Source organism: Duganella sp. Leaf61, assembly GCF_001421905.1.
GTDB lineage: Bacteria > Pseudomonadota > Gammaproteobacteria > Burkholderiales > Burkholderiaceae_D > Rugamonas > Rugamonas zoogloeoides.
Window position 1 is genome coordinate 1 of record NZ_LMLM01000004.1, and the last position, 25,215, is coordinate 25,215.

Sequence of the window (25,215 nt, forward strand, 5' to 3'; positions counted from 1 at the left end):
CTGCTTGAACTCAGGGGAAAATGTACGTCTTTGCTTGCTCATCAAACACCTCTCCATGGCGAGCATTCTCGCCTAAATCAGTGTCCGGGTACATTAGACCACTACAGGTCCAACGAAGAAATTTCCGCTGACGCTAACCTATTTTTCAAATTCGATTTTCTTACCAACGGGGGGGAATCATTCGACGACTCGAAGTCTTTCGTTCTCCGAGAAGGTGGCCGGATACGGATTCTTTTCGTTCAAGGGAATGCTGCGTTAAGCTGCATAAGCGTTCACATCGACTTATTCGAAGAAACCTTGCGGGAATTTGTGGAGTGGATAAGCACTGGAGGGAAATAGCGTTTCAATGGCGAAGGTCCGCTAAGGGGCGAAAGCGGACCGTCCCAATGTAAACATATCCCTAGAGATATTCCGGCAAAAAAAAGCCAGATAGTGCTACGCACACTATCCGGCAAAGGGTCAGTTACTAAGGTGATACAAAGGGGTACTACAACAGGGTCATAAACGACTTACAGGGTACTGCATTGCCATTACGGGGTAATGACGGGCGGGGATATTGCTATCCCCGGATTCGGTGAGCGTGGCGCTTACTTGGTGGCCACGGTCAGCTCGCTCTTGACTTCCTTCACGCCTGGCACGGCCGAGGCGACCTGGATAGCCTTGGTGCCGGCTTCGGTGCTTTGCACCGCGCCGCTCAGCACGACCACACCGTCGGTGGTAGTCACGCCAACTTCTTTTTGATCGGCCAGCGAAGATTTGATCTTGCTGGTGATGGCTTCATCAGTGGCTGCGGTGCCGGACTTGGCGGCGCCAGCCAGTGCACCTTCCTGTTGGCCTGCGGCGAAAGCGGTACCCGTCGCAGCAGCGGCGGTCAGGGTAGCGGCTACCATCAGGCGGGCGAGCAGTTTATTGGTCATCATGATGATCTTCCTTTATCGAGTTTGGGGATAAGACGTCTGTGACGTTATCCAACACTTAGCAAACGCCGTGCCAGCTCTATAAAGACATTTAAAATCAACGAGTTGCTTAGAAAATTCTGTGTGGAAACTGCGGGGCGGCGGCTTTTGCAGCCGGAAGGCGGGGATTTTGTCGGGAAATGGCGACAACTATTGGCCGCCATTTACCAAGTGATTGATTTTTAAGGATTTAATCTTGTCGTTCGGGAGCGACAAGGCTGGCGCCGGACCGGAAAGTGGCGGCGTCGAGGTCGTATTTTTGCAGCAGCCGGTAAAACTCCGTGCGGTTGCGTTCGGCCAGGCGCGCGGCGTCGGCGACGTTGCCGTCGGTTAGTTTCAGCAATTGAACCAAGTAGTTGCGCTCGAAGCGCTGCTTTGCTTCCGTGTAGCTGAGCACTTCCAGCGACGGCACCCGCAACGCGCGCTGCACCAGCGACAAGGGGATCAGCGGCGCGGTAGCCAGTGCGCACACGTGTTCGACCACGTTATAGAGCTGGCGCACGTTGCCGGGCCAGGAGGCCGTGGTCAGCGCTTCGAGCGCGTCCGGGGCGAAGCCGTGCACGGTCTTGCCGTACTTGGCTGCCAGGCTGTGCAGGAACTGGGTGGCCATCGGCGTGACGTCCTCGCGCCGCTGCGCCAGCGGCGGCAGGGTGAGCGTGATCACATTCAGGCGGTAATACAGGTCTTCGCGGAACTGGCCCTCGGCCATGGCCGCATCGAGGTCGCGATGGGTGGCGGACAGGATGCGCACATCGACCGGCCGGCCGACGTCCGAGCCCAGCTGGCGCACCACGCGCTCCTGCAACACCCGCAGCAGTTTTACTTGCAGCAATAGCGGCATGTCACCGATCTCGTCCAAAAACAGGGTACCGCCGTCGGCCGCCTGCACCAGGCCTTCGCGGCTGCCGATGGCGCCCGTGTACGCGCCTTTCACGTGGCCGAACAGCTCCGACTCGAGCAGCGCCTCGGGGATCGCGCCGCAGTTGACCGCGATAAACGGCGCCTTGGCGCGGCGGCTGGCGCGGTGGATGGCGTTGGCCAGCAATTCCTTGCCGGTGCCGCTCTCTCCCCGGATCAGGATGCTGGCGTCGGACGCGGCCACCAGCCGCGCTTCGGCCAGCAGCTCGTCCATGCACTGGCTGCGGCTGATCAGGCCGGCGCGCCAGGCGTTATCGCTGTCGGCAACGTTGGCGGCCGGCGCGGACAGGCTTAGCGCCTGGGCGATGCGCTCCAATAACAGCTTGGCGTCGAACGGCTTGGTCAGGTAGGCGTACGCACCCAGCGTGGTCGCTTCCACCGCGTCCGGAATGGTGCCGTGGGCGGTGAGCAGGATCACCGGCAGCGCCGGGTGGCTGCTGCGGATTTCCTGGAACAGCGACATGCCGTCGCGGTCGGGCAGGCGGATGTCGCTGATGACCAGGCGCGGCAGTTCGATCGACAGCCGCGCCAGCGCCGCCTCGGCGCTGCCCACGCCGGTCACCCGGTAGCCGTTGGCGGTCAGCCGCATCGACAGCAGGCGCAGCAGGTCGGCATCGTCATCGACCACCAGCAGGTGGGCGCCGTGGCCCGGAGCGCTTTTCACTTCACCATTCATTTGACCACTCCCGGCGCGGTGCTGGCGGACGGGCGCAGCGGCAGCGTGCGTTCGATATTCTTGAGGCCCTCGACCATGTCATTGAGCTGGTCGATGCGGCGCTGGCTGTCCTTTTGCTGCGCGGTGAGCTGGGCATTGAGCTTGTCCACGTGCTCGGCCAGGCGCCGCGCTTCGCCGCAATAGCTGGACAACATCAGCGCCAGCGGCTTGTAAGGCGCAGCGGCGGCCTCGGTGGAATTGGCGACGTTGTCCAGCAGGCCCTGGGCGCGGTTCAAGTCGCCGCTGCCGCGCGTGAGCATCAGCACCATGCCGGTTTGCAGCGCCACGCGCGGGGTGCGTTTTTGTTGCATCAGTCCGCTCAGTTCCTTCAACAGCTCGCCCTGGCTCATCCGTCGCAGCGCCTGGTGATAATTGAGCAGCGGACCAATGTCGTCGAGCGGCTGCGGCGCCTCCAGCGCGGGCGCGGGCGTAACGGACAGGGCCGGCACCCGGGGGCGGGTGGTGCAGGCGGCCAGGCCCGCGCACAGCAACAGGCACAAGATGAGCTGCCAGCGCACGGCGCGGTGGTGGACGGAAACATCGGACATGGTCGAGGCTGGCATTTTTTGAGCGAGTCTTCCGGAAGTCATCAGGTTGGATAAGGTAGTTCAATACGGAACAGCGCGCCGCGCCGCGTGGGCAGCAGTTGCAGCTTGCCGCCGTGGGCGGCGATATATTCGTGGACGATGGAAAGGCCGATGCCGTTGCCGTGCCGCGCGCCCGGCGGCTGGCGCTCGCCCTGGTAAAACGGCTCGAAGATGCGGGCGGCGTCATCCGGCGCCACGCCCGGCCCCTGGTCGTTACAGTCGAGCAGCAGCTTGCCGTCGCGCTCGCCAAGACGGAAATACACCAGGCCGCCATGCGGACTGAAGCGTACCGCGTTGGACAGCAGGTTGCTGACCGCAACCGCCATTTTATCAGCGTCCACCGCGATAGGCCGCGCCAGCCCCTGGCAGTTCACCGTCAGGCCCGCCGCCTGCCATTGCAGGCGCTGGCTGTCGATCACGCATGCCACCAGCACCGCCATGTCGGTTGGTGCGCGGTGCAGATGGTCGGCGTCAAAACTGGCTTCGTTGTAGCGCAGCAGCGCTTCGATCTGGTTTTGCAGCGCTGCCGTGTTCTGGTTGAGGATGCCGGCGATCTCGCGCTGGTTGGCGGTGAGCTCGCCTGCCACGCCGTCTTCCAGCAGGGCCACGCCTTCGCGCAGCGCCGCCAGCGGCGTTTTGAGTTCATGCGAGATATGGCGCATGAAGCGCGCCTTGTCTTCTTCCAGCTGGGCCAGGTGCTGGCGCAGCCAGTCCAGTTGCTGGCCCACGCGTTGCAGATCGGCGGGGCCGCGCACGGTGATTGGTTTGTCGAGCCGGTTTTCGCCCAGTAAGTCGATACTGGCCTCGATCTGCGCCAGCGGGCGCGACAGCCACAGGCCGAAGCCGCCAGCCAGCAGCGCGGCCAGCACGATGGACGCGACCACTTGCGCACCGAGCACCGCGCGTCGTTGGTCGAGCTCGTCGAGCAGGGCGGCATTGCGGCGATCCACTTCCTGTTTTACTTCCGCAGCAAGATAATCATCGACTTCCGGCAGCGGCGCCAGCGCCCGCTCCAGGTCCTGCTGGCGGGCGGTGCTGCGCGGCCGGGCCGGGGCTTGCAGCAAGTCCCACGCTTGTTCGCCCGCTTCGCGCCAGCGCTGAAACTGCTGGGTGGATGCGCGCGGCAAGCCTTGCTGCAAGGAATCGAGCGACGCGCGTGCTTCGCGCCAGGCATCGGCATAGCGCTCGCGGAAGGCGGGGTCGTCCAAAACGAGGAACTGGCGCGCGCTGCGCGTCATGGCAACGCTGCGCTCGGCAAGTTGCTGAGTGTGGCGGGTAAGGGCCAGCGCGTGGTGTCCGCTGTCGCGGCTGTGGGCGGTCAGGCGGTCGAGCGTCCACAGCGCATGCAGGGACGCTGCGCTGAGCAACACAGCGATCAACAGGAAAACGCCCAACAGCAGCTGGCGAAACGACAGTTTCGAGAGCATGGTGGTCGGTTATGGAACGGTCAACCCCGCATCATAGGGCGAAACCGGTCCACGTGCCTGTTTGATTGACAATATTGCATGGCGTGATTCAGGGCGCGGGCGCCACGTCCATGCCGTCGTAGGTTTCGATCTGCTGTTCGTCGGCAAATTTGTAGAATTCCTGGTTGCGCACGTCCAGCGACTCGACCGTGTGCTTTTCCACTTTTTCCACGTGCAGCCACCACAGCGCCGGGGTGTCGGATTCGGGCTTGGAGTCGAAAATGCCCACAACCTGGTAGCCCTTCGCTTGCAGCAGCGGCGCTGCGCGTTCGAGCTTGGCCTGGTCCTGGTCGGAGAAGAAGTAGCCCCACAGCAGCGGCTTGGTGATGTCCCACGGCGCGTTTTGCTTCATGTCGGCGAAAAGGTCGACCATATCCTGTTTGGTGATCATGTACAGCTCCTAAGGTTAAGCCGGCATTTTAACCGCAGTGCCGGGGGCGAAGCGTACTGCTACCAGCAAGCCACCGCCGGGCGTGTCGCCCAGGGTGATGGTGGCGCCGTGCACGGTGGCGATATCCTGCACGATGGCCAGTCCCAAACCGGCGCCGCCGGGATTGCGTTCGAGCGTGGCGGCCGCGCGGTAGAACGGCGCGAACACGCGTTCGCGCTCGGCCGCCGCAATGCCGGGGCCGCTGTCGGACACCTCCAGCACCACGCCGCTGTCATCCTCGTGCACCGTCAGCGCCAGGCTGCCGCCCAGCGGCGTGTAGCGCAGGGCATTGTCGGCCAGGTTGGCGATCATCTCGTGCAGCAGCAGGGCCTGGCCATCGACCATGCCCGGACCATTGGCATCGAGCGACATGTCGATCTGCTTGGCCACCGCCGCCATGGCCAGCTCCAGTCCCACCTGGCGCGCGATGTCGCGCAGCGATACCGGCGCGGCCAGCGTTGCCGCGCCTTCGGCGTCGCCACCGTGTTCGATGCGCGCCAGCGTCAGCAGGCGGTTGGCCAGGTTGACCGTGGAGTCGGTGGTGGCGGCCATGCTTTGCACGATCTGGCGCAGGGCCGCGCGGGTCTGTTCCGGATCGCTGCCGGCGCGGTCGCACTCGCGCAAGGCCAGTTCGGCCTGGGTCTTGAGCACAGTGAGCGGGGTGCGCAACTGGTGCGAAGCATCGGCGATAAAGCGGCGCTGGCTCGCGATCAAGTGCTGCAGCCGCGCGCGCGAATGGTTCATCGCCGCCACCAGCGGACGCACTTCCTTGTGCACCAGCGCCGGATCGACGTCGGTGCTGTCGTTGATCGAGCCCGCTTCCACGGCGCTTTTCAGGCGCATCAGCGGTTGCAGCACCAGCCGCACGGCAAACCAGACCAGCAGCGCCAGGGCCAGCAGCAGCAACGCTTGCCAGGTGAGGGTGTCGAACAGGATCTGGTTCGACAGCAGGCGCCGCGCTTCCAGCGTTTCGCCCACCTGGATCAGGGCGATGCCGCGCATCGAATCGTCGTACACCGGTTGCAGCAGCGCGGCGATGCGCACCGGCTGGCCGTTGTAGTTGGCGTGATAGAAGCGCACCAGCGCCGGGTAGGTTTCCGAGCGCGGCACGTTGGCCGGCACCGGCGGCAGGTCGCCGTAGCCGGACACGGTCTCGCCGCGGATGCCCGACACCTTGTAATAGATGCGGCCCATGGTGTCGGTCTCGAAGCTGTCGAGCGCCACGTACGGCACGTCCGCCACCACCTTGCCGCCGACGATGGACACCCGCTCGGCCAGGGCCCGGGTGGATGCCAGCAGCGAGCGGTCGTAGGCCACGTCGGCGGCATCGAGGGCGTTGCGATACACGAAGACGGTGTTGAGCGCCACCAGTGCCAGCAAGGGCCCAAGCAGCCAGCGCAGCAGCTGGCCGCGCAGGCTGCCGGGCGTTTTCGACGGGGCGGGGACGCTCGCTGGCATGGGGGGATCAGGCTGCCGGCTTGGGTTGCAGCAGGTAGCCGATGCCGCGCAGCGTGGTGATGACGGCGGCGTCGGGCACGGCGATGTCGAGCTTCTTGCGGACCCGGTGGATATACAGTTCGATGGCGTCGATATTGGCGTCGTCGGCCAGCGCGAACACTTCGTCGAACAGCTTTTCTTTCGAGACGGCGCGGCCGGTACGGGTGATCAGGGTTTCGAGCACCGCGTGCTCGCGCGGGGTGAGCGCCAGCGGCGCGCCGCCGTAGCTGAACAGGCGGGTGACGGTGTCGAACGCCAGCGCGCCGCACGAATACACCAGCGCCTCGCTGCCGATCCGGCGGCGCAGCAGCGCTTTCACGCGCGCTTCCAGTTCGGCCAGTTCGAACGGCTTGGGCAGGTAGTCGTCGGCGCCCAGGTTCAGGCCCTGCACCTTGTCGTCCAGGCCACCGCGCGCGGTGAGGATCATCACCGGCGTCTGGCCGCGCGGCGCCGGCCGCGCGCGCAGGCGCCGCAGCACGTCGAGACCGTCCATGCGCGGCAGTGTCAGGTCGAGGATAACCAGCGCGTAGTCCTGGGTATGGAGGAGGGCGTCGGCGTCGGCGCCGTTGTCTGCGCATTCCACGGTGAGGTTGGCGTCGCGCAGGGCCTTGGCCAGCCAGTGCGACAGTTCGGTATGGTCTTCCACTAACAGTATGCGCATGATGTGTTGTGACTGAGGTTATGACTGATGTTGTGGCCGACATCATCGTCGGGCGCGTGGCAAAAAGATAGGGCTGTTGCTATTTGTGAACGCGCTACGGCGATGAAAGCTATTTGAAAGGAAGCAAATCTTATAGTGGATACCAGATGTTTATAACAGACATCACTAATAATTATATCCACGGAGACAAACCATGCACCACGCCCCATCGCGCGCCGCGATACGCCTTGCCATTTCCGCCCTGATCGCAGCCGCTGCTGCCACCGGTTCCGCCCATGCCCAGTCGAACGTGCAATTCTACGGCCTGCTCGACGTCGGCGTCGAAAGCCTGAACCATGCCGATGCCAACGGCGGCAGCGTCGCCAAGACCATTTCCGGCGGCATGAACACGTCGCGCTGGGGCTTTCGCGGCAGCGAAGACCTGGGCAACGGCCTGAAGGCCGTGTTCAACCTCGAAGGCGGCATCCTGATGGACAGCGGCGGCCAGGACGGCGCGCTGTTTCGCCGCCAGGCTTACGTGGGCCTGGACGGCGCCTTCGGCCGCGTGATCATCGGCCGCTCGTTTACCAGCGTGTACGACACCGTGATCGCCTACGATCCGATGGGCTTTGCGCCGTTCTACTCGTGGGCCACCTCGGGGCCAGCCACAGGGCCGAGCAAATACGGGTTCACCACCGGCTACGACAACCTGATCAAGTATGCGGGCACTTTCGGCAATTTCCGCTTCGGCGCCAACTACGCTTTCGGCGAGCAGGCCGGCAATACCGAGGACAGCGCCAAGGCCGGCGTGACCGGCGCGTACAAGCTGGCTATCGGTTCCGGTACCGCCAACTTCATGGCCACCTGGGAGCGCAACAACGGCAACACAGTGGTCGCCACCGGCAACCGCGATGAAAACACGGTCTGGCACGTGGGCGCCAACTACGAAACCGGTCCGCTCAAGTTCTGGGCCGTACGCCGCGACTACAACCTGCGCGCCGGCCGCGCGCTCACCGCCGACGTGGAAGCCACCACCACCTGGGGCGGCGTGGCGTACAAGCCGAACGAGGTGACCACCATCACCGGCGCCGTGTACCATATCGACGTCAAGAACGTGGCCGCCGGCCGCGACGCCGACCCCACCATGTACGTGGCGCGGTACCGTTATGCGCTGTCCAAGCGCACCGACCTGCATGTATCGGCCGCCTACGCCAAGGCGAAGAACGGCCAGTTGACCGGACTTTCGCGCGACGACGCCGGCTATGCCAGCACCCAGCGCGGCGTCACCGTCGGCATGCAGCACCGCTTCTAGTATCTGGTGACCGCACCCGGAAAGCACTACCCATGAAAACCTCCAAGTCCATCCATGCCATGCTGGCGCTCTGCACTGCGCTGCTGTTCGGTAGCGCGGTCCACGCCGCCAACCTGGAATGCATCGTGCCGTCCAAGCCGGGTGGCGCCATGGACCTGACCTGCAAGCTGGCCAAAAAAGGTTTGAAGGGACTCGACGAAGCCGGTGACACCACCCCGACGCTGTCCGACATGACCATCCGGTATCTGCCGGGCGGCATCGGCGCGGTGGCGTGGAACTCGCTGGTGGCGCAGCCGCGCGCCAAGCCCAATACGCTGGTGGCTTTTTCGGGCGGCTCGCTGCTCTACCTGGCCGAAGGAAAATTCGGCAAGGCCAAGGTGAGCGATGTGCGCTGGGTGGCGGCGCTGGGTACCGACTACGGCATGATCGCGGTGCGCGCCGATTCGCCGTACAAGAACCTGGGCGACCTGCTGGCGGCAATCAAGCGCAATCCCAGGAGTGTGCTGATCGGACTGTCCGGCACCGCCGGCAGCCAGGACTGGTTCAAGATGGCGTTGCTGGTCAGGAGCGCAGGCATCGATCCCAAGGTGCTGCGGTTCGTGGCGCTGGAAGGCGGCGGCGAAGCGTTTACCGCCATGCATGCCAACCACGTGCAGGTAGTCTCGGGCGACGCCAGCGAGGCGGTGCTGTACGCCGCCGGCGGCAATACCCGGGTGCTGGCGGTGCTTTCGCCGCAGCGCTTGCCCGGCGTGCTGGCGTCCTCGCCCACCGCGCGCGAGCAGGGCGTGGACGTGGTGTGGCCGCTGATACGCGGCGTGTGGATGGGCCCCCAGGTGCCCGACGCAGAGTACCGCAAGTGGGTGGTCGCTTTCGACCGCATGCTGGCCAGCCCGCAGTTTGCGCAATTGCGATCCGACGCGGGACTGTACCCGTTCGCACTGACCGGGGATGCCCTGAAAGAGTACGTCAGCAAGGCCGTGGACGAATACGGCAAACGCGCCACCGAGTTCGGCCTGGTGCGCTAAAAATTACATATATAAATAACGGAGACTAAAACCATGAAACTCAAGACCACCATCGCTGCCTGCGCTACCCTGATGCTGATCGCCACCGGCGCGCTGGCGCAGGTACCGGCCGGCTATCCGGCCGACTACCAGAAGATCATCGACGGCGCCAAAAAAGAGAAAAAGCTGGTGGTGTACGGCGCCACCGACAGCAAGGCCACCCAGCCGCTGGTCAAGGACTTCAGCGCGCTGTATCCGGGCATCTCGGTCGAATACAACGACATGAATTCCACCGAAGTGTATAACCGCTTCATCTCCGAAGTGGCCGCCGGCGGCACCACTGCGGACGCCGTCTGGTCGTCGGCGATGGACCTGCAAATGCGCCTGGCGTCGGAAGGCTATGCGCTCAAGTACAAGTCGGTGGAAAGCGCCAAGCTGCCGGCATGGTCGATCTGGGAAGACCAGGCCTACGGCACCACGTTCGAGCCGGCTGCCATCGTCTACAACAAGCGCCTGCTCGATCCGAAGGAAGTGCCGCAAACGCACGCCGACTTCGTCAAGCTGATCCAGCAGCCGAAGTTCAAGGACAAGGTCACCACCTACGATATCGAAAAATCGGGCGTGGGCTTCATGCTGATGGCGCAGGACGCGCGCGTCAATCCGAAGTTCACCGATCTCCTCGGCGCTTTCGGCGTGGCCAAGGTGCGGGTGCAGTCGTCCACCGGCACCATGATGGAGCGGATCTCGTCCGGTGAAAACCTGATCGGCTACAACGTGGTGGGTTCGTACGCGCTGGTGCGCGCCAAGACCGATCCGTCGATCGGCGTGGTGATGCCGAAGGATTACACGCTGGTGCTCTCGCGCGTGCTGTTCATCAACAAGGGCGCCAAGAACCCCAACGCCGCCAAGCTGTGGCTCGACTACATGCTGTCGCACCGCGCCCAGAACATCATCGCCAACGAATCGAAACTGTTCGCCATTCGCGAAGATGTGACCGGCGAGGCCACGTCCGCCGAATTGATCAAGCAGGTCGGCAAGGACAACGTCAAGCCGGTGCCCGTGCATCCGAGCCTGATGGAATACCTGGCCCCGGCCAAGCGCATGGCCTTCCTCAAGCAGTGGAAGGACACGGCCGGCAAGAAGTAAGCGCCTGGCTGTAGTCTCTTAGTCCCTTAAGCAAGCGCCCGAACCCGCGTCCACCATGGCGCGGGCGAGGGCCCCTTTTCGCCTCGTTTGTCCACAAACGGAAATCCTATGCAAACTCTCACTCTCCCCGGCAGCGGCCGGCGCGGCCCGGGCATCAACTGGCTGCGCGGCCTGGTGGTGGTGCTGGCTGCCACCGCCATCTTCCTGCCGCTGTTCCTGATCTTTTACCAGAGCTTTCTGACCGCGCCGTTCTTCATGCCGGCCAAGCAGTTCGGGCTCGACGCCTACCGCTTCATTTTCGATGATCCCGATTTTTCGTCCGCCGCCAAAAATGCGCTGTACCTGGCGCTGGGCCTGACGGCAATTGCCGTGCCGCTGGGCGGCATGCTGGCCTTCCTCATGATCCGCACCGACCTGCCAGGCAAGGGCTTCATCGCGCCGGCGCTGCTGGTGCCGATTTTCGTGTCGCCGATGGTGATGGGCTTCGGCTACGTGGTGGCAATGGGGCCGGTGGGTTTCTATTCGGTATGGGCCAAGGATTTATTGGGCTTCATCCCGTGGAATATCTATTCGTTTACCAGCATCGTCATCATCGCGGGCCTGACCCACGTGCCGCACGTGTACCTGTACGCCTCGTCCGCGCTCAAGAGCCTGGGCTCGGACGTCGAAGAAGCGGCCCGCGTGGCCGGCGCCTCGCCGTTGCAGGTGATGTTCGGCGTGTCGCTGCCAATGATTACCCCGGCGCTGGCCTATGCCGGCGTGCTGGTGATGTTCCTCGGCTTCGAAGTATTCGGCCTGGTGCTGGTGCTGGGCGACCCGGAAGGCCACATGGTGCTGGCCACCTACCTGTACAAGCTGACCAACAAGCTGGGCATCCCGTCGTACCACCTGATGGCGGCGGTGGCCGTGTGCCTGGTGATGGTGACGTTCCCGCTGGTGATGGTGCAGCGCTACCTGCTCAAGTCGGCCAACAAGTTCGTCTCGATCAAGGGCAAGGGCGCCCGCTCGAAGGTCATGCCGCTGGGCCAGTGGAAATGGCTGGCATTTGCGCTGATCTTCGGCTGGCTGATGTTTACCATCATCATGCCGCTGTCGGGCATCGTGCTGCGCTCGTTCGTCGAGTACTGGGGCGAGGGCGTGCGCCTGGTCGACGTATTGACCTTGCAGCACTTCCGCGAAATCCTCGACCAGCCGTCGCTGGTGCGCGGCATCGTCAACACCATCCTGATCGGCGTGGTCGGCGGCGCGCTGGCCGTGATCTGCTACTGCGCCATCGCGCTGGCCATGCACCGCAAGCCGGACATGATCAGCCGCTTCCTCGACTACAGCGTGCTGGTGCCGCGCGCCGTGCCGGGCCTGCTGGCCGGCCTGTCGTTCCTGTGGGTGTTCCTGTTCGTGCCGAACTGGCTCGACGGCATCCTGCAGGGCATGGACAACGGCATGGCCGTGTGGCTCAGCGAAAATGCAATTCCAGTGCTGCGGTCGCTGCGCTCGACCATTTTCGCCCTGTGGCTGGCGTATTCTGTGGTGTGGCTGGCCTACGGCATGCGCCTGATTTCCACCGCGCTGCTGCAAGTGGGCCCGGAGCTGGAAGAGGCGGCGCGCGCGGTGGGCGCCAGCCGTGGCCAGGTCTCGCGCGACGTCACCCTGCCGCTGATCAAATACGGCCTGCTGGGCGCGTGGCTGATGGTGTTCCTGATCTTCGAGCGCGAATATTCGACCGGCGTGTACCTGCTGTCGCCGGGCACGGAAGTGATCGGCGCGATGCTGGTGTCGTTGTGGGCGTCCGGCTCCACCGACCTGGTGGCGGCGCTATCGTTCATCAATATTTCGCTGGTGGCCATCGGCCTCGGTGTGGCGCTGCGCTTCGGCGTCAAGTTACATAACTGAGCTGCATAACTAACAGTCATCAACATACAATGAAACGAGACCTGACCATGAATGAACTCACTGTCAACGACCTGCACCTCGACTACGGCACCGGCGCCACCGCCAATCCGATCCTGAAGGGCGTATCGATGCACTTGCAAAAAGGCGAAGTGGTGGCGTTGCTCGGCCCTTCGGGCAGCGGCAAGACCACCTTGCTGCGCGCGGTGGCGGGGCTGGAAAGCCCCAAGCAGGGCACCATCGCCATCGGCGACCGCGCCGTGTACGACGGCGCCAGGAACTTCGAGCTGGCGGCCGAGCACCGCAACCTGGGGCTGGTATTCCAGTCGTATGCGCTGTGGCCGCACAAGACCGTGTTCGACAACGTCGCCTATGGCCTCAAGCTGCGCAAGATGGGCGCGGCCGAGATCAAGGACAAGGTGGCCGATGTGCTGAAGAACCTGGGCCTGGGCCACCTGGCCGAACGCTATCCGCACCAGCTGTCGGGCGGCCAGCAGCAGCGCGTGGCGATCGCCCGCGCGCTGGTGTACAACCCGCCGGTGATCCTGCTCGACGAGCCGCTGTCCAACCTCGACGCCAAGCTGCGCGAAGAGGCGCGCGCCTTCCTGCGCGAACTGATCGTGCGCCTGGGCCTCTCGGCGCTGATGGTCACCCACGACCAGGCCGAAGCGATGGCGATCTCGGACCGCATCCTGCTGCTCAATAACGGCAAGATCGAGCAGCAAGGCACGCCGCAAAGCATGTACGAAACGCCGGAAACGCTGTTCACGGCCGAGTTCATGGGCAGTAATAACAAGCTGCCGGCCAAGGTAGTGGCGCGCGACGGCAGCCACGTGCAGCTCGATGTGAACGGCGCCCGGTTGACGGGCACCGCGCGCGGCGCCGGCCAGGCTGGCGCGGAGCCCACCACCATCATCCGCGTGGAAGAGGTGAAAATCAGCGCCACGGCGGTGGACAACGCCATCGAAATGCCACTGCTGACCTGCATGTACCTGGGCGACCGCTTCGAGTGCCTGTTCAAGTCGCCCGACAGCAGCGCGGCGGGGTTGCGCGCCTACTCGAAATACAAGCTCGAGCCGGGGCGTTACTGGCTGCAAATGCCGGCTGACAAGCTGTGGGTATTCTGATGTCGAATTGACACAAGGTTTCTTATTCCTGGCTTAACTGGCGGTGCCGCAATTGCGCGGACCGCCTTTTTTTTCGCCACTTTTCCTTGATTTGTGACATTCGGTGAGAATCTACGCTTGAGGTTGCACAAAAAGGAACAAGAAAACCCCAATTAAGTTGCCTCGTAGATATTTATTGCACTATGGGCAGAGGGCAGTCGTTTATAATTTCACCCGTACCTCGGCGGGCATTTTTGCAGGCATGTGAGCGCGAGTTCGTACCCTCCCCAATCTCAACGCTCTGGATTTATTGTCAACATGCGCAACGACGGCGTCACCTTTTCCATTGCCCGCCACGCTTACTGGGCGCCGGGACTGACCACGCTGGCTGCGTGGACGCAATGGGCACAGGCGCCGGTGGCCGCGCCGATCATCCTCGGCGAAGAGCCGGGAGTAAAAGCGATGCCGCCCATGTTGCGCCGCCGCGCCGGCTTCTTCGGCAAGATGGCGCTGGAAGTGGCATACGAATGCCTGGACGGCCGCACCGATGTTCCCGTCGTGTTTTGTTCGCGCCATGGCGAGGTGGCGCGGGCGGTGGAATTGCTGTCCGACCTGGCGCGCGGCGAACCGCTGTCGCCCACCGCGTTCAGCATGTCGGTCCATAACGCCCATGTCGGTCTGCTGACGATCGCCCGCAAGGACCGCGCCAACCATATTGCGCTGGCGGCCGGCGGCGCCACCATCGAACACGCGGTGATCGAGGCGTGCGGCCTGCTGGCCGACGGCGCCGCCTCGGTGCTGCTGGTCGCGTGCGACGCGCCGCTGCCGGAACTGTTCATGCCGTTTCGCGACGGTGTCGAGCAGGCGCACGCGTGGGCGTGGTTGCTGACCGCGCCGGTGGTGGAGCCTGCGGCAGGCGATCCTGCGGCAGGCGATCCTGCGGCAGGCGATCCTGCGGCCGGCGCATCGGCGGCCGATGCTTCGGTAGCTTGCGCACCGGCGGCCTGCGCTTCCGTCACGCTGCGCTGGGTCGCCAGTGACGACGCGGCGACGGTCGATTTGCCGGGTGGGCTGGCGGTGGCGCGCTTTCTTCTGGGCGGCGCGGCGGCCATGGAACGCTGTGACGGCCGCCTGCGCTGGCACTGGACGCGCGGTAACGGCGATGCCGGTGTCAACGCGGCCGGAGCCTGAGGCGATGCTGGCCGGCTTGTCGCGCTGCTGGCGGGTGCTGGCGACCGGATTGAGTTTCGCGGTGTTCGGCATCGGCGGGGTGCTGATGCGGGTGCTGGTGTTCCCGCTATTGAATGTGCTGGTGCGCCAGCCGGAGCGGCGGGTGCGCGCGGCGCGCGAAATCATCCGGCGCGCTTTCCGCGCTTACGTGGACATGATGCGCGCGTCCGGTGTGCTGCGCTACGAGATCACCGGGCTGGAAAAGCTGGAGCGGGGCGGTTTGCTGATCCTGGCCAATCATCCCACCCTGATCGACACGGTGTTCCTGATGGCGTTCGTGAAAAACGCCGACTGCATCGTCAAGGGCGCGTTGTGGAACAACCCGTTTACGGGCGGGCCGGTGCGGGCGGCTGGTTACATCAGCAATGCCGGCGGCGCCGAACTGGTGGACGACTGCATCGCCTCGCTCAGGCGCGGCAACAACCTGATCGTGTTCCCGGAGGGGACGCGCACCGGCGCCGACGGCGTGATCGCCTTGAAGCGCGGCGCCGCCAATATCGCCGTGCGCGGCGCGCGCGACATCACGCCGGTGCTGATCCGCTGCGATCCGCCCACGCTGGGCAAGGGTGAAAAATGGTGGCAAGTGCCGCCGCGCCGGGTGCTGCTGCGCATCGACGTGCAGGACGATGTGGCGATCGCCGGCTTTATCGGCGAGGGCGCGACCGAAGTGCTGGCAGCGCGCCAGGTAACAGAATTTTTACAAAATTATTTTACGGGGAAGTACCGAAGCCATGCTTGAACTGGAAGTGAAACAACTGATCATCGATGTCCTGCAACTGGAAGACATCACCCCCGACGACATCGACAGCGCTGCGCCGCTGTTCGTCGAAGGCCTCGGCCTCGATTCGATCGACGCGCTGGAACTGGGCGTGGCGCTGCAGAAGCAGTACGGCATTTCCCTGTCCGCCGATTCGGAGGACACCCGCCGCCACTTCGCCTCGGTGCAGGCGCTGGCGGCGATGATCGCGACCCACCGCAAGAAATAAGGGAGCACGACATGATTGATTTGAACGCGATGAGCAAAGAGCAGTTGCAGCATTGGGTCATCGATCTGCTGGCCGAGATGTTCGAGTTGGACAAGGCGCAGCTTACCGCCGATTCCAATCTGTATTCCGATCTCGATATCGACAGCATCGACGCGGTGGACTTGGCCGTCAAGCTCAAGCAGCTGACCGGCAAGCGCCTGCAACCCGAAGTCTTCAAGACCATCCGCACCATCGGCGACGTCGTCGATGCGCTGGCCGGGATGACGGAGCCCGCGTAACCCGATGTTGATGACTGCACTGACAGTGGCGTTGACGCTGCTGTATCCGCTGGCGATCTGGCTCGGACATGGCAAGGTGGAGCCGCGCTGGCTGGCCATGCTGCTGCTGGCCGCCGCCGTCACGCGCCTGCCGTCGCTACGGCTGTCGGGCGCCGCGCGCTGGTCGGTGGCCGGCGCGCTGGCGCTGGTGGCCTGCGCCATCTGGAGCAACCTGCTGCTGCCGCTCAAACTCTACCCGGTGCTGGTGAGCGCCGCCATGCTGGGCGGCTTTGCCTACAGCCTGACCACGCCGATGTCGGCGGTCGAGCGCATGGCGCGCCTGCGCGGCGAAGATTTTCCGCCACCGGCGCAAGCGTATATGCGCACCGTCACCAAGGTATGGTGCGGCTTTTTCATCATTAACGGCGCCATCGCGCTCGGTACCGCGCTGTGGGCCAGCGAGGCTGTGTGGTCGCTGTACACGGGCGTGGTGTCGTACGCGCTGATGGCGGTCCTGTTCGGCGCCGAATACCTGGTGCGCCTGCGGTTCAAGCGCTTGCATCATGTCTGACCTGTTTTCTACGTCGCTCGACAACCTGGCCGCAGCGCTGGCGGCACGCCCTGCCGCCGCTGCGGTGGGCTGGCGCGCCGGCACGCTGGTGACGACCGGCGAATTCCTGGCCCGTGCCGGCGCCTGGCATGCGTTGCTGCGCGCGCAAGCAGGCGCCAACTTTGCCCTGTACCTCGACGACAGCATCGACTTCGGCGCGGCGCTGCTGGGCGCCTGGCATGCCGGTAAAACCATCTGGCTCGGCGCCGATACGCTCGACGCCACGTGCGCGGCGTTGCGGGGTTCCGTCGATGGCTTCCTGGGTCAGTATCCGGCGGCGCTGGCGCCGTTGCAGCCGGATCAGTCTAACCACGCATACGAGGGCGCGCTGCCAGCCGGCGCGCTCGATGTGGATGCGGCGGCGCTGGTGGTGTTCACCTCGGGCAGCACCGGCGAACCGCAGGCCATCCCCAAAAAACTGTCGCAGATTGCCAGCGAAGTAGCCACGCTCGACGTGCTGTTCGGCGCCACCGCCGGCGACGCGGCGGTCGTGGCGACGGTGTCGCACCAGCATATCTACGGCCTGCTGTTCAAGGTCTTGTGGCCGTTGACCACGGGGCGCATGGTGCATGCGCTGAGCCTGGGCTTCCACGAAGAGCTGGCCCCGGCGCTGGCGTTTGGCGCCTGCGTGCTGGTGGCCAGCCCGGCGCACCTGAAGCGGCTGCCCGAACACCTGGACTGGTCGGGCGCCGCGCGCAACCTGCGCGCCGTATTCTCGTCCGGCGGTCCGCTGGCGCCGGACACCGCGCTGGCCACTGGCGCCTTGCTGGGCAAGGTGCCGGTGGAAGTGTATGGCAGCTCGGAAACCGGCGGCGTGGCCTGGCGCCAGCGCGCCCATCTCGATGACGACGCCTGGCGCGCATTCCCTACCGTGGCCTGGCGATTGGGCGAGGACGGCGCGCTGGAAGTACGCTCGCCGCATCTGCCCGACGACAGCTGGCTGGTGCTGGCCGACCGCGCGGCGCCGGCCGGTGATGCCGCTGATGCCGGTTTCGTGCTGCGCGGGCGCAGCGACCGTATCGTCAAGATCGAGGAAAAGCGGGTGTCGCTCACCGCCATGGAGGCGGCCTTGCTGGCGTCGGGCCTGGCGGCCGAGGCGCGTGTCATCGTGTGCGAGCCGGCAGCTGCAACGCCGGCAGTGCATGCTGCGCCAGCGAGAGGCGGGGTGCTCGCTGACGCGCAGGCGGCCGTGGCGCCGACTGGCGACCGCCAGCGGATCGCCGCATTTGTCGTGCCTACCGCTGCTGGCGCCGAACTGCTCGCCCGTGAAGGCAAGGTGGCACTCAACAACCGCCTGCGCGCAGCGCTGGCGGCCGCCGTGGCAGCGGTGGCCCTGCCGCGCCGCTGGCGCTACCTCGACCGCATGCCGGTCAACGCCCAGGGCAAGACCACGCTGGCAGCGCTGGAGGCGTTGCTCGATGCTGCCCCAGCGCCGGTAACTGCCCCTCAGCCTGTCCCTCGACCGGTTTTCCCGCACGTGCGCGAACTCGAACGCGACGAACACCGCGTGCTGCTGGAAGTGACGGCACCGGCCGACCTGCTGTATTTCGACGGCCACTTCGACGTCGCGCCCATCCTGCCGGGCGTGGTGCAGGTGGAGTGGGCGCTGCATTACGGCCGCCAGTACTTCACGCTGCCGCCGAATTTCACCGGTGTGAATCTGCTCAAGTTCCAGCAGGTGGTGCGACCGGACATGGCGGTGCAACTCGAACTGGTGCACGACACGGCCAAGGGCAGCCTGAATTTCCGCTACGTGTCGGAAGGCAGCCAGCATTCGAGCGGGCGCATCATGCTGGCCGAGGAGCAGGACAATGCCTGATGTGTTCAATCCCTGCATCGTGGTCCCGGTGTATAACCACGAACATGCGATCGCCACCGTCGTCGATGGCTTGCTGGCGCATGGGGTGCCGGTGATCCTGGTCGATGACGGCAGCAACAGCGGCTGCGCGGCGGTACTCGATCAACTGGCGCTGGCGCATCCGCAGCGCGTGACGGTGGTACGCCTGGCCGTCAACCAGGGCAAGGGCGCCGCCGTGTTGGCCGGTTTTGCGCGCGCGGCGCAACTGGGCTACACGCATGTGCTGCAAATCGATGCGGACGGCCAGCACCGGACCGGCGACGTGCCCATGTTCCTGGCGCAGGCGAAGGTGCACCCGCAGGCCATCATCGTCGGCCACCCGGTATATGACGAATCGGTGCCGAAGGCGCGCCTGTACGGGCGCTACGCCACCCATATCTGGGTATGGATCAACACGCTGTCGTTCGACATCATCGACTCCATGTGCGGTTTCCGCGTCTACCCGGTGGCCGCAGTCAGTGCGCTGGTGGCGCGCCAGCACATCGGTGCGCGCATGAACTTCGACACCGACATCCTGGTGCGCCTGTTCTGGGACGGCGCGCGGGTGGTCAACGTGCCCACCCACGTCAGCTACCCGGCCGACGGCGTGTCGCACTTTCGCGTGTGGCGCGACAATGTGCAGATCTCGTGGATGCACACCAAACTGTTCTTCGGCATGCTGCCGCGCATTCCGCGCCTGCTGGCGCGCAAGTGGCGGTCGGCATGAGCGCGCGCGGCCTGCACTGGGCGTCGATCAACGAAATCAGTTTCGTCGCCGGCATGCGCTTTCTGTTCTGGGTGTGCCGGGTGTTCGGCCGCTGGCCGTTTCGCATCGTGCTGTACCCGGTACTGGCCTGGTATGTGCTCACCAAGCCGCTGCCACGGCGCGCTTCGCGCGACTACCTGGACAGCATGCAGGCGCATACGGGACGCAAGCTGCCGGGCGTGATGCGCCACTTCGCCGCGTTCGGCGAGAGCATCCTCGACAAGATGCTGTTATGGGGCGGCCTGTACCCGGTGGACGACGTGGAGCTGCACGGCGGCGAACTGATTACCGACGCCGTGGCGGCGGGGCAGGGCGGGTTGATGATCTGCGCCCACCTGGGCAACCTGGAACTGTGCCGCGTGCTGTCGCGCCAGCGCCATGACATCAAGCTCACGGTGCTGGTGCACACCAGGCACGCGCAGGCGTTCAACGACATGCTGGCCAGCCTGAATCCGGACAGCAGCCTCAATCTGATGCAGGTGACCGAGATGTCGCCGGCCACCGCCATGCTGCTGTCCGAGCGCGTGGCGCGCGGCGAATTCGTGGTGATCGCCGGCGACCGCGTGCCGGTCTCGCACAATCCCCGCGTGGCGATTGCCGATTTTCTTGGCGCCCCGGCGCCATTCCCGGTGGGACCGCACATCCTGGCCGGCATCCTGCAATGCCCGGTGTACCTGATTTTTTCCATGCGCCGCGGTCGCCGCGCGCACGTCTATTTCGAAACGTTCCGCGAACGCGTGCGCATTCCGCGCAAGGACCGCGACGCCGCGCTGGCCGAGCTGGCCGGCGACTATGCGCGCCGGCTCGAGCACCATACGATGCAGGCGCCGCTCGAATGGTTTAACTTCTATGATTTTTGGCATTTACCCGAACTGGAATCTCCCGATGCACCTCGCTGACACAGCCCGACTTCAACCATCGCCGCGCACGGTGCACTTCAGCCGCGAGCGGCTCACGCTCGAAGACATCGTCGATATCGCTCATGGCCGTGCGACCGCCGTACTCTCCGACGATCCGGCCTTTCGCAGCGCCATCGCGCGCGGCGCCGAGTTCCTCGAACGCCTGCTGCGCGAAGACGGCACCATCTACGGTGTAACCACCGGCTACGGCGACTCGTGCACCGTGACCGTGCCGCCGGCATTGGTGGCCGAACTGCCGCACCACCTGTACACCTACCACGGCGTGGGCCTGGGCGAGTACTTCACGCCGGCGCAAACGCGGGCGATTCTCGCTTCTCGCCTGGCGTCGCTCTCCAAGGGCTACTCGGGCGTGAGCGTGGAGCTGCTGCTGCAAATCACCCGCCTGCTCGACGCCGGCCTGCTGCCGTTGATCCCGTCCGAAGGATCGGTGGGCGCCAGTGGCGACTTGACGCCCTTGTCATACCTGGCGGCGGTGCTGTGCGGCGAGCGCGAAGTATGGCGCGACGGTGTACAGGTGCCGGCGGCGCAGGCTTTGGCGGAAGCGGGCATCACGCCGCTGCGCCTGCGCCCGAAAGAGGGCCTGGCGATCATGAACGGCACGGCCGTGATGACCGCGCTGGCCTGCCTGGCCTACGACCGCGCCGAGTACCTGGTGCGCCTGTCCACCCGCATCACCGCCATGGCCTCGTTCGCGATGGACGGCAACGCCCACCACTTCGACGAAGTGCTGTTCGCGGCCAAGCCGCACGCCGGCATGCAGCAGGTGGCGGCGTGGCTGCGCAGCGACCTGCCGACGACCGAGTGGGAACGCAACGGCAAGCGTCTGCAGGACCGCTACTCGATCCGCTGCGCGCCGCACGTGATCGGCGTGCTGGCCGATACGCTGCCGCTGTTCCGCACCATGATCGAAAATGAACTCAACAGCGCCAACGACAATCCGCTGATCGACGCCGACAATGAACGCGTGCTGCACGGTGGCCATTTCTACGGCGGGCATATCGCCTTTGCCATGGACGGCATGAAGAACGCGGTGGCCAACCTGGCCGACCTGCTGGACCGGCAAATGGCGCTGCTGGTGGACAGCCGCTACAACCACGGCCTGCCGGCCAACCTGTCCGGCGCCACCGGCGACCGCGCGCCGATCAACCACGGCCTCAAAGCGCTGCAAATCAGCGCTTCGGCCTGGACTGCCGAAGCGTTGAAGCTGACCATGCCGGCGTCAGTGTTCTCGCGCTCGACCGAGTGTCACAACCAGGACAAGGTCAGCATGGGCACCATCGCTGCGCGCGATTGCCTGCGCGTGCTGGAACTGACCGAACAGGTGGTGGCTGCCTTGCTGATCACGGTGCGCCAGGGCGTCTGGCTGCGCTGTCAGGCGACGCCCGACGTGCTGCCGCAGTCGCAACTGGCTGTGATGCAGGAAGCGCTGGGGCTTGACGTGGCGCCAGTGGTGGAAGACCGCCGCCTGGAACCGGACCTGCGCGTCTTGATCGACCGTATCCGCGACCAGGCCTGGAGCCTGTATGCGTAAGGCGAAAGAGAGCCGCTGGTTTGCGGAAGTGGAGATGCAGGTGCAGTTCTTCGACCTCGATCCGATGGAAATCGTCTGGCACGGCCGCTACGTGAAATACCTGGAAGTGGTGCGCTGCGCGCTGCTCGACAAGATCGGCTACAACTACCCGCAGATGAAGGCGTCCGGCTATGCCTGGCCCGTGATCGACATGCAGCTGCGCTACGTGGGCTCCGCCGTATTCGGCCAGAAGCTCAAGCTGCGCGCCGATATCGTCGAGTGGGAAAACCGCCTCAAGATCGATTACCTGATCACCGACGCCGAAACCGGCAAGCGCCTGAACCGCGCCAGCACCACCATGGTGGCGGTCGATATCGCCACCAAAGAGATGTGCTTCGTGTCGCCGTCGGTACTGTTTGAAAAACTGGGATTGGAACCTGTATGAACGCAAGCAAAATGATACGCGCCGCGCTGGCGGTGGCTGCCCTGGTCATGACGACCTTTCCGGCACAAGCAGCGGTACAAGTATCGAAAATCCAGGCCATGCTGGCCAAGCCGGCCATCATGTGCGGCCGCTTCGACCAGACCAAGACCCTGGCCGGCATGAAGAAGCCGCTGGCCTCCAATGGGCGCTTTTGCGTGGTGGCCGGCAAGGGCGTGTTGTGGCGTACCCTGAAACCCTTCCCGAGCACGATGCGCCTGACGCGCGACGAAATCGTCAACTACCAGGGCGACCGCGTGGCCATGCGGCTCGACGCCAAGACCGAGCCGACCGTGCGCATGATTAACAACGTGTTGTTCTCGCTGCTGTCGGGCGACCTGGCGCAGCTCGAATCGCTGTTCGAGGTCGATGGCACGGTGGACGCGTCCAGCTGGAACGTATCGCTCAAGGCCAAACAGGCGGCGCTGGACAAGGCCATCGGCACCATCAAGCTCGAAGGCGGCGCGTACGTGAAAAACATCGTGATGAGCGAGAACAGCGGCGACCGCACCAATATCGTTTTCTCCGACATCAAGACCGGTGAATCGGCGTTGACCGCCGAGGAAGCGGCGCTGTTTTGACGCGTACCCGACAACTCGCGGCGCTGTGGGCGCTGGCCGTGTGCCTGCTGCTCGGGCATAACGCCTACCTGTGGCTGGTGCAGCGCATCGTGCCTGATACCGACATCATGGCGCTGCTGCCGGTGCAGGAGCGCGATCCGGTGTTGCAGGCGTCGTTCGCACACATGGTCGATGCGGCCCAGCAGCGCGTGATCGTGCTGGTCGGCGCCGAGGACTGGACCGATGCGAAACGCGCAGCCGATGCATACCAGGCGGTGCTTGGCACGCGCAGCGATTTATTCGCGGCCGCTGCCATCGACGAGCAAACGCAGAACGACTGGCTGTCGGTTTTCCAGCAGCATCGTTTGACCCTGCTCACGGCCGAGCAGGAAGCGCAACTGCGCACGCAGCCCGCGCAGTACTGGCTCGATGCCGCGCTGGCCAAGCTGTACAGCCCCTTCGGCGGCCCCAAGCTGGGCTCGTGGCAGGAAGATCCTTTCGGTCTGTTCGGCGGCTGGGTGCAGGAGCGCGCCCAGGAAACCCCGGTGCGTCCGCGCGATGGCCATTTGTTCGTGGCCGATGCGCACAAACAGTATGTGCTGCTGCCGTTGACGTTGAAGGTGCCTGCGCTGTCGATGACGGCGCAGGAAACCGTGCTGCCGCTGCTGCAACAGGCCGCAGATGCTGCCCGCAAAACCGCGCCGAAAGTCGAATTGATCCAGGCCGGCGTGATCCTGCACGCGGCCAACGCCAGCGCCCAGGCCAGCGGCGAGGTGTCCACCATCGGCATCGGCTCGCTGCTCGGCATCATCGCGCTGATGTGGTTTGCGTTCCACTCGTTCAAACCGATTTCGCTGATCCTGCTGTCGATCGGCGTGGGTTTCCTCGGCGCGCTGTCGGTGTGCTGGCTGCTGTTCGGCCAGATCCACTTGATGACGCTGGTGTTTGGCGCCAGCCTGATCGGCGTGGCGCAGGACTACGGTATCTACTTCCTGTGCAATCGCCTGGCCGCCGGCGAACAACTCGATTCGCCCGCGCTGCTGCGCCGCCTGATGCCGGGCCTGTGCTTCACGCTGCTGGCGGCGGTGATCGGCTACATGGGACTGGCGCTGACGCCGTTCCCGGGCCTGCGCCAGATGGCGGTGTTCTCGGCGCTGGGACTGGTGTTCGCGTGGCTGACGGTGGTGTGCTGGTTCCCGGCGTTGATTGGCAGCCGCACGTTGAAAAGCGGGGCGCTGGTGCGTGGCTACGGCGCCGCGTTGCGCGCCTGGCCGCTGCTGCGCGTCAATCGCGCCACGCTGGTGGCGGTGCTGGTGTTCGCGGTGGCCGCCGCTTACGGCGTGAGCCGCCTGGGCGCCAACGACGATATCCGCCTGCTGCAAAATCCGCCGAAGCACCTGATCGCCGACCAGATCAAGTTGAGCAAGCTGCTCGACGCACCCACGCCGGTGCAGTACTTCCTGGTGCGCGCACCGTCGGCCGAACAGGTGCTGCAACGCGAAGAACAGCTGAAGGCGCGCCTCGACCCGCTGATCGCGACCAGGCAGATTTCCGGCTACCAGGCCATGTCGAACTGGGTGCCGTCGGCCGCCACGCAAGCCGCGCGCCGCGCGCTGGTCGAACAAAAACTGCTGGGCGACGCCGGCCCCTTGCAGGGACTGGCGCGCGAGACCGGCGAGGACGCAGCATGGATCGCCGCCACCCGCGCCGGCCTGCTGGCGTCCAGCGCGCCGCTGGCGATGGACGACTTCCTCAAAACGCCGGCCAGCGAGCCGTGGCGCCACCTGTGGCTGGGCCAGATCGACGGCGGCTATGCCAGCATCGTGGCGCTGCGCGGCCTTGGCATGGCCGCCGTGCCGCAGGTGATGCGTGCGGCCGATAGCGTGCAGGGCGTGCAGTGGGTGGACAAGGTGGCCGAGATTTCGTCGGTGTTGGGCCGCTATCGCGTCAATATGAGCTGGGTGGTGCTGGGCGCGTACGCAGTGGTGTTCGTGCTGCTGTTCCCGCGCTATCGCGGCCGTACCTGGCGCGTGCTGGCGCCCACGGCAATCGCCAGCATCGCCGCGCTGGCGATCCTGGGCTTTGCCTCGCAAAACCTGCAGCTGTTCCACGTGCTGGCGCTGATGCTGCTGCTGGGCGTAGGCGTCGATTACGGCATCTTCATGCAGGAACACCCGGACCGGCGCGACCACACGCCGTGGCTGGCGGTGGGCATGTCTGCTGCGAATACCATCTTGTCGTTTGGCCTGCTGGGCCTGAGTCATACCCCGGCCTTGCAGGCGTTCGGCCTGACCATGCTGTTGGGGACGGCGCTGGTCTGGCTGATCGTTCCCTGTTTCGGTGCCACCACCTCCACCACCTCCGAGAGCAAACATGTCTGATGCATTGATGAAC

At 64.9% G+C, this 25,215-nt stretch carries 24 protein-coding genes; 17 read left to right on the forward strand and 7 right to left on the reverse strand.

Features of this window, described 5'->3' with window-relative positions:
- Positions 1-587 precede the first annotated feature (587 nt).
- The 7 genes from ASF04_RS06450 to ASF04_RS06480 all read right to left on the reverse strand — a co-directional run bounded on the left by ASF04_RS06450 (position 588) and on the right by ASF04_RS06480 (position 7,230).
- Positions 588-920: a BON domain-containing protein gene (locus ASF04_RS06450; protein WP_019922607.1), complete on the reverse strand. Its 333-nt coding sequence runs from the start codon at positions 918-920 to the stop codon at positions 588-590.
- A 226-nt stretch (positions 921-1,146) separates the two neighbouring features.
- A complete protein-coding gene (locus ASF04_RS06455) occupies positions 1,147-2,550 on the reverse strand; it encodes a sigma 54-interacting transcriptional regulator (protein WP_056139205.1) in 1,404 nt (467 codons plus the stop codon).
- Complete coding sequence (locus ASF04_RS06460; protein WP_229204948.1) at positions 2,547-3,137, reverse strand: hypothetical protein; 591 nt, start codon at positions 3,135-3,137, stop codon at positions 2,547-2,549. Before ASF04_RS06460 ends, ASF04_RS06455 begins: the two co-directional genes overlap by 4 nt.
- A 41-nt stretch (positions 3,138-3,178) precedes the next feature.
- Positions 3,179-4,603 carry a HAMP domain-containing sensor histidine kinase gene (locus ASF04_RS06465; protein WP_056139209.1) on the reverse strand — a complete coding sequence of 475 codons (1,425 nt, stop codon included), beginning with the start codon at positions 4,601-4,603 and terminating at the stop codon, positions 3,179-3,181.
- A gap of 88 nt (positions 4,604-4,691) precedes the next feature.
- Complete coding sequence (locus ASF04_RS06470; protein WP_019922603.1) at positions 4,692-5,033, reverse strand: ribonuclease E inhibitor RraB; 342 nt, start codon at positions 5,031-5,033, stop codon at positions 4,692-4,694.
- 15 nt (positions 5,034-5,048) lie between these two features.
- Complete coding sequence (locus ASF04_RS06475) at positions 5,049-6,530, reverse strand: sensor histidine kinase (protein WP_056139211.1); 1,482 nt, start codon at positions 6,528-6,530, stop codon at positions 5,049-5,051.
- 7 nt (positions 6,531-6,537) lie between these two features.
- Positions 6,538-7,230: a response regulator gene (locus tag ASF04_RS06480; RefSeq protein ID WP_056139213.1), complete on the reverse strand. Its 693-nt coding sequence runs from the start codon at positions 7,228-7,230 to the stop codon at positions 6,538-6,540.
- Positions 7,231-7,423: 193 nt separating this feature from the next.
- Here ASF04_RS06480 and ASF04_RS06485 point away from each other — a divergent pair, with 193 nt between their 5' ends.
- From ASF04_RS06485 to ASF04_RS06565, 17 genes are all read left to right on the forward strand, one after another.
- Positions 7,424-8,521: a porin gene (locus tag ASF04_RS06485; protein ID WP_056139215.1), complete on the forward strand. Its 1,098-nt coding sequence runs from the start codon at positions 7,424-7,426 to the stop codon at positions 8,519-8,521.
- Positions 8,522-8,553: 32 nt separating this feature from the next.
- Entirely contained in the window at positions 8,554-9,546 is a 993-nt protein-coding gene (locus ASF04_RS06490) for a tripartite tricarboxylate transporter substrate binding protein (RefSeq protein ID WP_156368548.1), read from the forward strand.
- 33 nt (positions 9,547-9,579) lie between these two features.
- Positions 9,580-10,671, forward strand: coding sequence for an ABC transporter substrate-binding protein (locus tag ASF04_RS06495; RefSeq protein ID WP_056139218.1), 1,092 nt, complete (start codon positions 9,580-9,582; stop codon positions 10,669-10,671).
- Positions 10,672-10,779: 108 nt separating this feature from the next.
- Positions 10,780-12,561: an iron ABC transporter permease gene (locus ASF04_RS06500; protein ID WP_056139220.1), complete on the forward strand. Its 1,782-nt coding sequence runs from the start codon at positions 10,780-10,782 to the stop codon at positions 12,559-12,561.
- Positions 12,562-12,608: 47 nt separating this feature from the next.
- A complete protein-coding gene (locus tag ASF04_RS06505; RefSeq protein ID WP_056139222.1) occupies positions 12,609-13,685 on the forward strand; it encodes an ABC transporter ATP-binding protein in 1,077 nt (358 codons plus the stop codon).
- A gap of 297 nt (positions 13,686-13,982) precedes the next feature.
- Positions 13,983-14,855: a beta-ketoacyl synthase chain length factor gene (locus ASF04_RS06510; RefSeq protein ID WP_056139224.1), complete on the forward strand. Its 873-nt coding sequence runs from the start codon at positions 13,983-13,985 to the stop codon at positions 14,853-14,855.
- A gap of 4 nt (positions 14,856-14,859) precedes the next feature.
- Complete coding sequence (locus tag ASF04_RS06515) at positions 14,860-15,633, forward strand: 1-acyl-sn-glycerol-3-phosphate acyltransferase (protein WP_056139226.1); 774 nt, start codon at positions 14,860-14,862, stop codon at positions 15,631-15,633.
- On the forward strand, positions 15,626-15,880 hold the full coding sequence (locus ASF04_RS06520; RefSeq protein ID WP_019922593.1) for a phosphopantetheine-binding protein: 255 nt from the start codon (positions 15,626-15,628) through the stop codon (positions 15,878-15,880). Before ASF04_RS06515 ends, ASF04_RS06520 begins: the two co-directional genes overlap by 8 nt.
- A gap of 11 nt (positions 15,881-15,891) precedes the next feature.
- The gene (locus ASF04_RS06525) at positions 15,892-16,158 is read left to right on the forward strand and encodes an acyl carrier protein (RefSeq protein ID WP_056139228.1); all 267 of its coding nucleotides are present in this window, start codon (positions 15,892-15,894) and stop codon (positions 16,156-16,158) included.
- 4 nt (positions 16,159-16,162) lie between these two features.
- A complete protein-coding gene (locus ASF04_RS06530) occupies positions 16,163-16,708 on the forward strand; it encodes a hypothetical protein (protein ID WP_019922591.1) in 546 nt (181 codons plus the stop codon).
- Positions 16,701-18,566 (forward strand): AMP-binding protein, encoded by a 1,866-nt coding sequence (locus ASF04_RS06535; RefSeq protein WP_056139229.1) that lies wholly within the window; start codon positions 16,701-16,703, stop codon positions 18,564-18,566. Before ASF04_RS06530 ends, ASF04_RS06535 begins: the two co-directional genes overlap by 8 nt.
- Positions 18,559-19,311: a glycosyltransferase family 2 protein gene (locus ASF04_RS06540; RefSeq protein ID WP_056139230.1), complete on the forward strand. Its 753-nt coding sequence runs from the start codon at positions 18,559-18,561 to the stop codon at positions 19,309-19,311. The genes ASF04_RS06535 and ASF04_RS06540 overlap by 8 nt, the downstream gene beginning before the upstream one ends.
- On the forward strand, positions 19,308-20,249 hold the full coding sequence (locus ASF04_RS06545; protein ID WP_056139400.1) for an acyltransferase: 942 nt from the start codon (positions 19,308-19,310) through the stop codon (positions 20,247-20,249). Before ASF04_RS06540 ends, ASF04_RS06545 begins: the two co-directional genes overlap by 4 nt.
- Positions 20,236-21,801 carry a histidine ammonia-lyase gene (gene hutH, locus ASF04_RS06550; RefSeq protein ID WP_056139231.1) on the forward strand — a complete coding sequence of 522 codons (1,566 nt, stop codon included), beginning with the start codon at positions 20,236-20,238 and terminating at the stop codon, positions 21,799-21,801. Before ASF04_RS06545 ends, hutH begins: the two co-directional genes overlap by 14 nt.
- The gene (locus tag ASF04_RS06555) at positions 21,794-22,225 is read left to right on the forward strand and encodes a thioesterase family protein (protein WP_056139232.1); all 432 of its coding nucleotides are present in this window, start codon (positions 21,794-21,796) and stop codon (positions 22,223-22,225) included. Before hutH ends, ASF04_RS06555 begins: the two co-directional genes overlap by 8 nt.
- Positions 22,222-22,842: an outer membrane lipoprotein carrier protein LolA gene (locus tag ASF04_RS06560; RefSeq protein ID WP_056139234.1), complete on the forward strand. Its 621-nt coding sequence runs from the start codon at positions 22,222-22,224 to the stop codon at positions 22,840-22,842. Before ASF04_RS06555 ends, ASF04_RS06560 begins: the two co-directional genes overlap by 4 nt.
- The gene (locus ASF04_RS06565; RefSeq protein ID WP_056139236.1) at positions 22,839-25,202 is read left to right on the forward strand and encodes an MMPL family transporter; all 2,364 of its coding nucleotides are present in this window, start codon (positions 22,839-22,841) and stop codon (positions 25,200-25,202) included. Before ASF04_RS06560 ends, ASF04_RS06565 begins: the two co-directional genes overlap by 4 nt.
- Positions 25,203-25,215 lie beyond the last annotated feature (13 nt).

Excerpts from the sequence above, each read along its gene's own strand:
- ASF04_RS06450 (WP_019922607.1), bottom strand. The coding sequence starts at position 920 with ATGATGACCAATAAACTGCTCGCCCGCCTGATGGTAGCCGCTACCCTG.
- ASF04_RS06455 (WP_056139205.1), bottom strand. The coding sequence starts at position 2,550 with ATGAATGGTGAAGTGAAAAGCGCTCCGGGCCACGGCGCCCACCTGCTG.
- ASF04_RS06460 (WP_229204948.1), bottom strand. The coding sequence starts at position 3,137 with ATGTCCGATGTTTCCGTCCACCACCGCGCCGTGCGCTGGCAGCTCATC.
- ASF04_RS06465 (WP_056139209.1), bottom strand. The coding sequence starts at position 4,603 with ATGCTCTCGAAACTGTCGTTTCGCCAGCTGCTGTTGGGCGTTTTCCTG.
- ASF04_RS06470 (WP_019922603.1), bottom strand. The coding sequence starts at position 5,033 with ATGATCACCAAACAGGATATGGTCGACCTTTTCGCCGACATGAAGCAA.
- ASF04_RS06475 (WP_056139211.1), bottom strand. The coding sequence starts at position 6,530 with ATGCCAGCGAGCGTCCCCGCCCCGTCGAAAACGCCCGGCAGCCTGCGC.
- ASF04_RS06480 (WP_056139213.1), bottom strand. The coding sequence starts at position 7,230 with ATGCGCATACTGTTAGTGGAAGACCATACCGAACTGTCGCACTGGCTG.
- ASF04_RS06485 (WP_056139215.1), top strand. The coding sequence starts at position 7,424 with ATGCACCACGCCCCATCGCGCGCCGCGATACGCCTTGCCATTTCCGCC.
- ASF04_RS06490 (WP_156368548.1), top strand. The coding sequence starts at position 8,554 with ATGAAAACCTCCAAGTCCATCCATGCCATGCTGGCGCTCTGCACTGCG.
- ASF04_RS06495 (WP_056139218.1), top strand. The coding sequence starts at position 9,580 with ATGAAACTCAAGACCACCATCGCTGCCTGCGCTACCCTGATGCTGATC.
- ASF04_RS06500 (WP_056139220.1), top strand. The coding sequence starts at position 10,780 with ATGCAAACTCTCACTCTCCCCGGCAGCGGCCGGCGCGGCCCGGGCATC.
- ASF04_RS06505 (WP_056139222.1), top strand. The coding sequence starts at position 12,609 with ATGAATGAACTCACTGTCAACGACCTGCACCTCGACTACGGCACCGGC.
- ASF04_RS06510 (WP_056139224.1), top strand. The coding sequence starts at position 13,983 with ATGCGCAACGACGGCGTCACCTTTTCCATTGCCCGCCACGCTTACTGG.
- ASF04_RS06515 (WP_056139226.1), top strand. The coding sequence starts at position 14,860 with ATGCTGGCCGGCTTGTCGCGCTGCTGGCGGGTGCTGGCGACCGGATTG.
- ASF04_RS06520 (WP_019922593.1), top strand. The coding sequence starts at position 15,626 with ATGCTTGAACTGGAAGTGAAACAACTGATCATCGATGTCCTGCAACTG.
- ASF04_RS06525 (WP_056139228.1), top strand. The coding sequence starts at position 15,892 with ATGATTGATTTGAACGCGATGAGCAAAGAGCAGTTGCAGCATTGGGTC.
- ASF04_RS06530 (WP_019922591.1), top strand. The coding sequence starts at position 16,163 with ATGTTGATGACTGCACTGACAGTGGCGTTGACGCTGCTGTATCCGCTG.
- ASF04_RS06535 (WP_056139229.1), top strand. The coding sequence starts at position 16,701 with ATGTCTGACCTGTTTTCTACGTCGCTCGACAACCTGGCCGCAGCGCTG.
- ASF04_RS06540 (WP_056139230.1), top strand. The coding sequence starts at position 18,559 with ATGCCTGATGTGTTCAATCCCTGCATCGTGGTCCCGGTGTATAACCAC.
- ASF04_RS06545 (WP_056139400.1), top strand. The coding sequence starts at position 19,308 with ATGAGCGCGCGCGGCCTGCACTGGGCGTCGATCAACGAAATCAGTTTC.
- hutH (WP_056139231.1), top strand. The coding sequence starts at position 20,236 with ATGCACCTCGCTGACACAGCCCGACTTCAACCATCGCCGCGCACGGTG.
- ASF04_RS06555 (WP_056139232.1), top strand. The coding sequence starts at position 21,794 with ATGCGTAAGGCGAAAGAGAGCCGCTGGTTTGCGGAAGTGGAGATGCAG.
- ASF04_RS06560 (WP_056139234.1), top strand. The coding sequence starts at position 22,222 with ATGAACGCAAGCAAAATGATACGCGCCGCGCTGGCGGTGGCTGCCCTG.